At 70.8% G+C, this 11,114-nt stretch carries 7 protein-coding genes; 3 read left to right on the top strand and 4 right to left on the bottom strand.

The window, feature by feature from the left end; translation table 11 throughout:
• Positions 1 to 99: 99 nt before the first annotated feature.
• Positions 100 to 3,453, top strand: coding sequence for an efflux RND transporter permease subunit (locus HGK34_RS04935; protein ID WP_201845463.1), 3,354 nt, complete (start codon positions 100 to 102; stop codon positions 3,451 to 3,453).
• Positions 3,454 to 3,563: 110 nt separating this feature from the next.
• Here the strand turns inward: HGK34_RS04935 and HGK34_RS04940 are convergent, their stop codons facing one another.
• Together HGK34_RS04940 and HGK34_RS04945 are read right to left on the bottom strand one after the other, a co-directional pair.
• Complete coding sequence (locus HGK34_RS04940; RefSeq protein WP_201845464.1) at positions 3,564 to 4,448, bottom strand: ABC transporter permease subunit; 885 nt, start codon at positions 4,446 to 4,448, stop codon at positions 3,564 to 3,566.
• Complete coding sequence (locus HGK34_RS04945; RefSeq protein WP_201845465.1) at positions 4,445 to 5,500, bottom strand: ABC transporter ATP-binding protein; 1,056 nt, start codon at positions 5,498 to 5,500, stop codon at positions 4,445 to 4,447. The genes HGK34_RS04940 and HGK34_RS04945 overlap by 4 nt, the downstream gene beginning before the upstream one ends.
• A gap of 278 nt (positions 5,501 to 5,778) precedes the next feature.
• On the opposite strand from HGK34_RS04945, the gene HGK34_RS04950 reads away from it, so the two are divergent.
• The gene (locus HGK34_RS04950) at positions 5,779 to 6,624 is read left to right on the top strand and encodes a Bax inhibitor-1/YccA family protein (RefSeq protein WP_201845466.1); all 846 of its coding nucleotides are present in this window, start codon (positions 5,779 to 5,781) and stop codon (positions 6,622 to 6,624) included.
• A gap of 355 nt (positions 6,625 to 6,979) precedes the next feature.
• On the opposite strand, the gene HGK34_RS04955 is transcribed toward HGK34_RS04950, so the two are convergent.
• On the bottom strand, positions 6,980 to 8,983 hold the full coding sequence (locus tag HGK34_RS04955) for a glycoside hydrolase family 15 protein (protein WP_201845467.1): 2,004 nt from the start codon (positions 8,981 to 8,983) through the stop codon (positions 6,980 to 6,982).
• Between the two features lie 87 nt (positions 8,984 to 9,070).
• Positions 9,071 to 10,018: a DMT family transporter gene (locus HGK34_RS04960; RefSeq protein ID WP_201845468.1), complete on the bottom strand. Its 948-nt coding sequence runs from the start codon at positions 10,016 to 10,018 to the stop codon at positions 9,071 to 9,073.
• 151 nt (positions 10,019 to 10,169) lie between these two features.
• Between HGK34_RS04960 and HGK34_RS04965 the strand changes: the two genes are divergently transcribed.
• Positions 10,170 to 11,084, top strand: a complete 915-nt coding sequence (locus HGK34_RS04965; protein WP_201845469.1) for a LysR substrate-binding domain-containing protein — start codon at positions 10,170 to 10,172, stop codon at positions 11,082 to 11,084.
• Positions 11,085 to 11,114: the final 30 nt, after the last annotated feature.

The raw sequence follows: 11,114 nt of genomic DNA on the forward strand, positions 1-11,114 counted from the left end.
GAGTGGGAACTCCGGTCGACGTGGCCCTCGTTGGACCGGATGCACCACGACGACGGAGTCGTGTGGCCGTCCCCAGTCCCGCCCGTTCGTGGAGGCATCGTGTTCCGTCTCGCCCGCCTGTCCTTGGCGCATCGCGCCGTCGTCGCCCTGACGACGGTCGCGGTCGCGGTCCTGGGCGTGCTGAGCATGGGTCAGCTCAAACAAGAGCTGATCCCCTCGCTCCAGCTGCCCATGGGTATCGTCGTCGCGCCGTACGCAGGATCGTCCCCGTCCGTCGTCGAGGAACGTGTCACCCAACCCGTCGAGTCCGCCGCCGAGACGATCGACGGTGTCGAGTCCGTGACCTCCGACGTCTCGACGGGCCTGTCGATCACCACCGTCGAGTTCGCCTACGGCACCGATATCGAACGCGTCACCCAGCGTCTCGAGGCCGCCGTCACGCGCATCGGCCAGGTCCTCCCGGACGGCGTCGACCCGCAGGTGATCGCCGGATCCTTCGACGACCTGCCCGTCGTGCAGCTCGCCGTCGCGGGCGACGAGTCGAACGACGCCCTGGCCGACACCGTCGAGACGGCGATCGTCCCGGAGCTGGAGAAGCTGGCCGACGTGCGCAGCGTCGACGTCAGCGGCATCCAGGAGGACCGGATCGTCGTCACGCCGGACGAGGACGAGCTCGCCGACGCCGGGCTCACCGTCGACCAGCTCTCCACCCTCCTCCAGGACAACGGCGTCGTCATGCCCGGCGGCACCCTCACCGAGGGCGACCGGACCTGGTCCGTCGAACTCGGCACGGACCTCCAGGACGTCAAGGCACTCCGGGAGCTGCCGCTGATCCCGGCCGCCGGGGGAAGCCAGGCCGGCGCCGCGGCGGGCGCGGGTGCCGCGGCCGGTGCCGCCGGTGCCGGCGCTGCCGCGGGTGCGCCCACGGGTGCTTCCGCCGCTGGGGGTGCGGTAGCCCAGGACCCGTCGTCGGGCACCGGAGCGTCGGCGGGCGCCGCCGCGACGGCGATCGAGCCCGTCGCCCTCGGCGACGTCGCCACGGTGGAGCGCGAGCCCGTCCCCGTCACGTCCGCGTCGCGGCTCGACGGCGAGCCCTCGCTCGGCATCGCGATCACCAAGAAGCCCGACGGCAACACCGTGGAGGTGTCGCACGCGGTCCAGGACACGCTCGACGACCTCTCGGACACGCTCGACGCGCGGAACGTCACCGTCGGCGTCGTCTTCGACCAGGCGCCGTTCATCGAGGAGTCCATCCAGGGCCTGTCCACCGAGGGCGGGCTCGGCCTGCTGTTCGCGGTGCTCGTGATCCTGGTCTTCCTCGCGTCGCTGCGGTCCACGCTGGTCTCGGCGATCTCGATCCCGCTGTCCCTGGCCGCGACGTTCATCATCATGAACATCACCGGCTACACCCTCAACATCCTGACCCTCGGCGCGCTGACGATCTCCATCGGACGTGTCGTCGACGACGCGATCGTGGTCATCGAGAACATCAAGAGACACCTGTCCTACGGCGAGGAGAAGCTGCCGGCGATCATCGGGGCCGTGCGAGAGGTGGGCGGCGCGATCGCCGCCTCGACCATCTCCACGGTGGCCGTGTTCGCGCCGATCGCCCTGGTGGGCGGGATGACCGGTGAGCTGTTCCGCCCGTTCGCGCTGACCGTGGCCATCGCGATGGGCGCCTCCCTGATCGTGGCGCTCACGATCGTGCCTGTGCTGGCGTACTGGTTCGTCAAGGCGCCGCAGGTGCCGGGCGAGACGGAGGAGGAGCGGGAGACGGCACGAGCCGCCGAGCGTGAGGCCGCCGAGGCCAAGGAGCGCCGGGGCCTGTGGCAGCGGGCGTACGTGCCCAGCCTGGGTGCCGCGCTACGCCACCCGGTCGTCAGCCTGTTCATCGCCGTGGTGGTGCTCGGCGGGACGCTGGCCCTGGTGCCGCGCCTGCAGACCAACTTCATCGGTGACAGCGGCCAGAACACGCTGACGGTGACCCAGGCCTTCGAGCCCGGTACGTCGTTCGAGGCGCAGGACGAGGCCGCTCAGGAGACCGAGAAGGTGCTGGGCGAGGTCGACGGCGTCGAGACCGTGCAGTCCACCGTGGGCACGGGCGAGGCCGAGCAGGTCGCCTTCATGGGCGGCGGCGGTGACTCGGCCACGTACTCCGTCACCCTGGCCGACGACGTGGACGGCACGGCCGTCGCGGACGAGGTGCGCGACGCCGTCGAACCGCTCGCCACGGGCGTGACCACCGACGTGACGGTGTCCTCCCAGGACAGCGGCTTCGGCGGATCCACCGTGGACCTCGTCGTGAGCGCTCTCGACTCCGAGACGCTGGCGGAGGCGGCCACCGAGGTGGAGGACGCGGTTGCCGACGTCGAGGGGGCCGCGGAGGTCTCGAACAACCTGGCCGCCGCCCAGCAGATCGTGCAGGTGGACGTCGACCGTGAGAAGGCGGCGGAGGCCGGGCTGAGCGAGTCGGCGGTGTCCGGGATCGTGGCGGCGGCGATGTCGCCGGAGCAGACGCTCGGCACCGTGGACATCGACGAGCGCTCCCTCGACGTGGTCGTCTCGACGGGTGAGGCACCCGCGACCCGGGCGGAACTCGAGGACCTGAAGATCCCGACGGCGACGGGCACGGTCAAGCTCACGCAGCTGGCGGACGTGGTGGTCGAGGACGTGCCGACCACCATCACCCGCACCGACGGGGAGCGCACCGCCACCGTGTCGGTGACGCCCGCCGAGGAAGACCTCGGGGCCCTGACGGCGGCGCTCAACACGCGGATCGCCGACGTGACCCTGCCTGCCGGGGCGACCGTCGTGGTGGGTGGCGCCGCCGCGGAGCAGGCCGACGCCTTCAGCGATCTCGGCCTCGCGCTGATCGCCGCCATCTTCATCGTGTACGTCGTGATGGTGGCGACGTTCGGGTCGCTGGTGCAGCCGCTGATCCTGCTGGTGTCGGTGCCGTTCGCGGCGACCGGCGCGCTGGGCGCCCTCCTGATCAGCAACACCCCGCTGGGCGTGCCGGCACTGATCGGCGTGCTGCTGCTGGTCGGGATCGTGGTCTCGAACGCGATCGTGCTCATCGACCTGATCAACCAGTACCGCTCGCGCGGCAGCGACCTCGAGGAGGCGGTGCGCGAGGGTGCCCGCCAGCGCCTGCGGCCCATCGTGATGACGGCTCTGGCCACGGTGTTCGCGCTGACGCCGATGGCGCTCGGGGTCACCGGTGGTGGTGCCTTCATCGCGCAGCCGCTGGCGCTCGTGGTGATCGGCGGGCTCGTCTCATCCACGCTGCTCACGCTGTTCATCGTGCCGGTGCTCTACTCGCTCATCGAGCGTGGCAAGCTCCGCCGCGCGGAGAAGCGGGAAGCGCGCCGCCGCCGTCGTGCCGCGAGGGAGGAGATCAGGGCCCGCCAGACGCAGGCCGCCGCCGACCTGGCGGCCTCCGCTCTCCGGTAGCCGTGAGCGAGGCGGGCGGCCCGGTCACCGTGACCAGGCCGGCCGCCAGGCCAGAACGACTGCGGGGCGCGGCCCGGACTCCCGGGCCGCGCCCCGCCGTCGTCGTGGGGTCAGGCGTCGCGTGTCTTGAGGGAGATGCCGCCGGCGATCAGCAGCGCCGCGGTGTACGCCGCGAGGACCCCCATGCCGACCCACGGTTCCAGGATCTCGGGGCCGCCGGCCGCGACCGAGTCGCCACCCGAACCTGTGATTGCGGACCCGGCAACGCTGGGGAGGAACTTGTTGATCTCGACCACCCACGCAGGAGCGCCCGGGAACTGGCTCGCGATGCCGAACGGGAGGGGAATGACCAGGAAGACCGCGACCATCGTGAAGATCGCTCCGGCGGTGTGCCGGATCAGCGTTCCGATGCCGATCGCGAAGAGTGCCACGAGCACCACGTACAGGACGACGCCGTAGAGCGGCCGGAGCTGGTCCGCGTCGGACCAGTCGACCGTGATTCCGTGGGGCTTCAGGAGCGGGTAGGTCGTCAGCCAGGACAGACCGACGGCCACCGCCACCAGTACTGCTGTCACGGCCGCGAGGACGGTCGCCTTGGCCGTGTACGCGCCCAGCCGATGAGGCGCGACGGTGAAGGTGGACCGGATCATGCCGGTCGAGTACTCGCCGGTGATGACCATGGAGCCCAGGACCGCGACCACGAGCGCCCCGAACTGATAGCCGACGGTGACCACCATGCTGGCAGGGAAGAGCTGGCCTGCTTCCCCGCCCCCGCCGTCCGCGTCCTGGCCGGCGACGAACACCGCGGCGGCAGCGATCATCAGTGCCGTCCCGACGAGGACCACCACGGTCGAACCCAGCGTCCACCAGGTGGAGCGCAGCGACCAGAGCTTGATCCACTCCGAGCGCAGCAGGCGTCCGAAGGACACCTTCTTCACCGTCACGCCGGGCGACGGCTTCCGGCCGGCCGGTGCGTCGAGGGTCGTGGTGCTCATCGGTCGCTCACCTCCTGCGAGGAGGTCGCGGGAGCCGTGCCGGTGGCGGGCCGCCCCGCGGCGGGCGCCGTCGTCGACGGGTCGGTGAGGTGCGCGCCGACCGCTGCCGCGGCGAGATCCGCCGGCTCGGCTCCCGCGTCGTCGGACAGGTTCTCCGAGCGGTACTCCACCGCATCGGCGGTGAGGGACATGTACGCCTCTTCCAGCGTCGATTGGATGGGGGTGAGCTCGTGCAGCACGATCCGGCCCGCGGCGGCGAGCTCGCCCACCGATGCCGCGTCGGGTCCCGTGACCTCCAGGACGTCCGCTTCCGGAGCGGTGACCTGCGCGTCCTTCTCCTTCAGGAGCGCGGCCAGGTCGCCGGCCTGCGGCGAGCGCACGCGCACGTGCTTGCGCTCGGAGGCGGCGATGAGGTCCTCGACCGACGTGTCGGCCAGGATGCGTCCCCGGCCGATCACGATGACGTGGTCCGCCGTGAGCGCAACCTCGCTCATCAGGTGGCTGGACAGGAAGACGGTGCGGCCCTCGGACGCGAGGTGCTTGGCGAGGTTGCGGACCCAGATGACGCCCTCGGGGTCGAGGCCGTTGACCGGTTCGTCAAGGATGAGCGTCTGGGGGTCGCCCAGCAGCGCGGCCGCGATGCCGAGACGCTGTCCCATGCCGAGCGAGAACCCGCCCACACGCTTCTTCGCGACGGACTCGAGGCCGGTGAGCTCGATGACGTCGAGCACGCGCTGGGTGGGGATGGCGTGCGTCGCTGCCAGCGCACGCAGATGGTTGAACGCCGAGCGGCCGGAGTGCACGGCCTTGGCCTCCAGCAGCGCGCCGACCTCGGCCAGCGGGCGTGCGAGCTTCGCGTACGGCCGGCCGTTCACGGTGACGGTTCCGGCGGTGGGCTTGTCCAGGCCCATGATCATGCGCATCGTGGTGGACTTCCCGGCCCCGTTGGGGCCCAGGAAGCCGGTGACGCGGCCGGGCTGGACGGTGAAGGTGACGTGGTCGACGGCGGTTTTGGAGCCGTATCTCTTGGCGAGACCGTGGGCCTCGATCATGATGCGCTCCTGCGGGGGTGAGTCATGGTGGCGGTTGTCGCTCTCCGGGTGCGGGGCGTCGGGTCGTCGGGTCCGACGACGCCAGGTACGCACGACACTAGGGCGGCCTGTCGGCACCCGTCATCGAAAGTATCCCTGAATCATCCCTGATTCGCCGGGAATCAACCCGCAGGATGATCGGTGTCATCCCTGAGGACTAGACCACATGGCCGGACCGTCCGGGAACTGTCACGGTGTCGTTGACGTTCATTAGCATGGGTGCCAACCAGGAGGAGCACATGAGCAACCCCGTCTTTTCGAACAGCGACGTGTTCGGCGAACCACGCCGCACAGGGGCGCCGCGAGGCGCCCGCGGTGGTACGGCCACCGCCCCGAACCCCTACTCGCAGTACGGCACGGCAGGCCCGGCGTCGATGGACGCCTCCCAGCTCGGCGCGATGTACGACGCGCCGTCGGCCACCACGGCCGACACCAAGCGACTCACCTACGACGACGTGATCGTCAAGACCGGTGGGCTGCTGGCGCTGCTGGTCGTGGTCGCCGCGGCGACCTTCGTTCTCGCGCCCGGCCTCATGTGGATCGGCCTCATCGGTGGTCTGATCCTCGGCCTGGTCAACGCCTTCAAGAGGAACCCGTCGCCGTTCCTCATCATCGCCTACACGGTGTTCCAGGGCATGTTCGTGGGCGGCATCTCGTACGTCTACAACGGCTTCGCCGAGGGCGCGATCACCCAGGCGGTGATCGGTACCCTCGTGACGTTCGTCGGCGCGCTGCTCCTGTTCCGGAGCGGGAAGGTGCGCGTCACCGCGAAGTTCACGCGCTGGCTGATGATCGCGATGATCGGCTACGTCGCGTTCGCGCTGATCAACTTCGTCCTGGTGGCGTTCGGTGTGCTCGACGGCTGGGGCCTGCGCAGCGGTCCGATCGGCATCGTCATCGGCCTGATCGCGATCGGCCTCGCGGCGGCCTCCCTGATCGTCGACTTCGACTCGATCAAGCGCGGCGTCGAGGCCGGAGCGCCGGCCAAGATGGCGTGGGCCGCGGCGTTCGGGCTCCTCGTCACCCTCATCTGGCTGTACCTGGAGTTCCTGCGTCTGGCCGCGATCTTCGCGAGCAGCGACTGATCGTGAGCAGCGACTGATCGTGAGCGGCGGGTGACGTCATCCGCCGGTGAGACGCCCCCGGCCGGTGACCGGTCACCGGCCGGGGGCGTCTCACCGGCAGGGACCGATCACCGGCCGATCGTCACCGGCCGACGGCCCGGGCTCCTTTCCTGAAGGAGCCCGGGCCGTCGTCTTTCCTGAAGGAGCCCGGGCCGTCGTCGTCCCACCGCCGAACTCGGCTGCCTGCCCGACCGCCCGCCTGGCCGTCGAACACGGCTCCGCGCCCGGCCGGTGAGCTCAGCCGCTGACCCGCTCGCCGCCCGCCGAACTCAGCCGCCGACCCGCCCCGTGCACGGCCGTCGCGGCCGGCCGCCCCTCAGCTCTCGTCGAGGTCGCCGAAGTAGTGGTTCTGGTGCTCGCCCTGCTCGGCGCGGATGACATGCATCACCGCGTTGATGAGCGCCAGGTGGGTGAACGCCTGCGGGAAGTTCCCCAGGTGCCGGCCGCTGGTCGGGTCGATCTCCTCGGCGTACAGGTTCAGCGAGGAGGCGAACGACAGCAGCCGCTCGCACAGCGCCTTGGCCCGCTCCAGCTCCCCGATCTCCACCAGCGCGGACACCAGCCAGAACGAGCAGATCGTGAAGGTGCCCTCCTCACCCGCGAGGCCGTCGTCGGTCTCGTCGATGCGGTAGCGCAGCACCAGCCCGTCCACGGTGAGCTCGTCGGCGATGGCCAGGACGGTGGCGCGCACGCTCTCGTGGTCCGGCGGCAGGAACCGCAGCAGTGGCACGAGCAGCAGGGACGCGTCCAGCGCCGGGTCGCCGTAGCGCTGGGTGAACACGCCGCGCTCGTCGACGCCCTTGGCGAGGATGTCCGCCTTGATCTCGTCGGCGATCTTCTGCCACTGTTCGGCGTAGTCGTGCTCGTCGTACAGCCGCGCCAGCTTCGCGCCGCGGTCCATCGCGACCCAGCACATCAGCTTCGAGGACGTGAAGTGCTGCGGCTCGCCACGCACCTCCCAGATACCGCGGTCCGGCTTGTGCCAGTGCTTCGCGGCCTCCTCGACCTGGCGCTTGAGGATCGGCCAGAGCGACTCCGGGAGCTGCTCGCGCGAGCGCGTGTGCAGGTACACGGAGTCGAGCACGGCGCCCCAGACGTCGTGCTGCTTCTGGTTGTAGGCGCCGTTGCCGACCCGCACCGGGCGGGCACCCTCGTAGCCGGACAGGTGCGAGAGCTCTGCCTCCTCCAGCGTCTCCTCGCCGCCCACGCCGTACATGATCTGGAGCTGCTTGTTGTCGCGGCACACGTCGTGGATGAACGCGAAGAAGTCGTTCGCCTCACGGTCCAGGCCGAGCGTGTACAGGCCCCACAGGGCGAACGTCGAGTCCCGGATCCACGAGTAGCGGTAGTCCCAGTTGCGTTCCCCGCCCGGGGTCTCCGGGAGCGACGTCGTGGCCGCCGCGATGAGCGCGCCGGTGGGGGAGTAGGTCAGCCCCTTCAGCGTGAGCGCGGAACGCTGCAGGTAGATCCGCCACGGGTGGTCGGGGAACTTGCCCTGGGTGATCCAGTCGCGCCAGTACTGCTCCGTGCGCCACATCGCGGCGGTCGCATCGGTCCAGCTCTTCGGGGCGGGCTGCGATCCCCACGACATCGCGACGAAGTGGGTGGTGCCCTCGGTCATCCGGGTGCGGGCGATGGCCCGCCGGCCCTCCAGGCCGAACCGCAGGTCCGACGTCAGGCTGATGTCGGGGTTGTGCTTGCCGAGGCGCGCGGTGACGTTCGAGTAGCCGCTGTTGTCGTAGGACCAGGCCGGCTCGTTGCGCGCGTAGTTGGGCCGCGGCTCGCACATCACCTCAAGGTCCACCGTGCCCGACACGCACTTCACCGTGCGCAGCAGGATGTGCTCGGCGTCGTTGTCGGTGGGGGTGCGCCGGTGCGTCCCGGACCGCTTGTCGACGTCGTGCCAGGGCCCCATCAGCATCGCGTCGCGCACGACGAGCCAGCCGGTGGAGGTCTGCCAGGTGGTCTCGAGGATGAGGGTGCCGGGGATGTACCGGCGCGCGACCGGCACGCGCACCCCGTAGGGGCTGAGCCGGAAGCGTCCTGCGCCGCGGTCCAGGAGCGCGGAGAAGATGCTGGCCGAGTCGGGGCGCGGCACGCACATCCACTCCACCGCGCCCGAGGGCGCGATGAGGGCGTTCGCCTCGCAGTCCGAGAGGAACCCGTAGTCGGCGATCGACGGGAACTTGCTGCGCCAGTCCCACGCCTGGGGCGACGCTCCGTCGCTCGAGGTGTGTCCCTTGACCGGGCGCTTGAGGGCGTCGGTGGAGTGCCGCCGGGCCGCCTGCGGAGCTGCGGTGTCGGGTGAATCCGTCGTCATGGACCCAAGGGTTCCCCACGTTCATGGGCTTGGACAAACCATGGGGTCAGGCGTCTGACTTCTTTAGGGGATGGCCCGATGCCGCGGTCAGCGCGCGCCGCGCGGGCGGAGCGTCGCCAGCACGACACCGCCCAGGCACAGCAGGCCACCCGCCAGGGTGATCGGCGCGGGGATCTCACCGAGCAGCCACCAGGAGAGCAGCACCGCGATCGGCGGCACCGCGTAGGTGGTCGCCGACAGCCGGCCCGCTGTCGTGTGCGACAGTGCGTATCCCCAGGTGGCGAACGCGATCGCGGTCGGGGCGACGCCGAGGTAGATCACTCCCAGCGTGGCCGACGCCGGTGCCGCGGCCAACTCGGCCACCAGGGTCCCCGCGAACGGCAGCGTCGCCACGGTGCCGGCGAGGCAGCCCAGCCACGTCATCGTCAGGGCGTCGATCCGCGGCAGCATCCGCTTCTGCAGGACGGCGCCCGTCGAGTACAGCACGGCGGCGGCCAGGCCGAGCAGCACGGCCCCGAGATCGGAGGTGCCCGACGACGACGCCCACGCGATCACGGCCACGCCGGTGAAGGCGATGCCGATCCCGGTCAGCAGCCGTGCCGGGAAACCCTCGCCGAGCGCCAGACCGGCCACCACGGCGGTGAGGATCGGCGCGAGCTGCACCAGGAGTGCGGCGGTGCCGGCATCGAGCGTGCGCTCGGCGGCGTTCAGCGTGATGTTGTAGACGCCGAACCACAGCACGCCCCACACGATCACGCCTCCGAGGACGCGGCCGCGAGGGAGCCGCAGCTTTCCGGCCATGCCCGCCAGCACGGTGAGCGCGAGCGTCCCCACCGCGATCCGCCCGAGCGTGAGCGCGCCGGGGGAGTAGTCGTGTCCGGCGGCCCGGATCCCGATGAACGCCGAGGCCCACAGCACGACGGTCACGGCGGCCGCCAGCGGGACGAGGCGGCCGGAGCGTTGCTCGGGTGCGGCGGGTATGCGGGGCGCGCCGGGCGCTGGGGCTCCGAGCTCCGGGGTGGTGGCGGTGTCCATGCCGTGAGGATCACTCACGTCCCCGGAGCGTGTCCGGCGGTTTTCGGACAGGGCATCGGCGGTCGTCATGGCACGATCCTCACCCGCGCCAACCATCAAGCACAAGCGATTCTTTCTATGTAACTCTTCAGTCTCGCTGTAGCATGGATCCATGCTCGACGTTCACCGGCTCCGGGTGTTCCGCTCCGTGGTGGCCAGCGGTTCGGTCGCCGCGGCCGCCGCCAACCTCGGCTACACGTCGTCGGCCGTCAGTCAGCACCTCACCGCGCTGCAACGCGAAACCGGCCTGACGCTCCTGGTCAAGGCCGGTCGCGGGCTGCGGCCCACGGCCGCCGGGCTCGCGCTGGCGAACGAGGCGGACGGCGTCCTCGAACGCCTCGGCGTGGCCGAGACCCTGGTCTCGGATCTTCGCGAGGGCCGCACCGGAACGTTCAGCATCGCCTACTTCGCCTCGGTCGGTGCCTCCTGGCTGCCGGACGTCGTGCGCCGGCTCACCGCCGACTTCCCGGGCCTGCGCCTCGACCTCGAGCTGCGCGACGACGTCCCCGACCGCCCCGAGACCCGCCCGGACCTTCAGCTGGTCGTGATGATGCCGGAGTACACGGCCACCACCGGCTTCACGGCGCACCACCTGCTCGACGACTCCTACGTCGCCGTCGTCCCGCGAGGGCACCGGTTCGCCGGCAAGGAGGAGATCGAGCTCGCGGAGCTCGCCGACGAACCATGGATCGACAACGACTTCGCCCGAGGCTGGTGCCGCCGCAAGCTCCTGGAGGCGTGTGCGGCCGCGGGCTTCAGCCCCACCTTCCACGTGGAGGCGCACGACTACCCGACGGCGCTCGCGTTCGTGGACGCGGGTATCGGGCCCACCGTGCTGCCGGAGCTCGGCACGATCTCCCTGCCGCCCAACACGGTTCCGGTGCGGCTCGTCCGTCCCACTCCCGTCCGGTCCGTGTACGTGGTGGTCGCGGACCCGGTCGCGGACACCCCGCAGGCGCGGACCGCCGTCGACGTCCTCCGCGCGGCCGCCGATCGCGAAGCCGCCCGACGCGAAGCCACCCGCTGACGGCCCCCGGCCTGTCTCTTATACACATCT

This window comes from Myceligenerans indicum (genome assembly GCF_016742955.1).
Lineage (GTDB): Bacteria > Actinomycetota > Actinomycetes > Actinomycetales > Cellulomonadaceae > Myceligenerans > Myceligenerans indicum.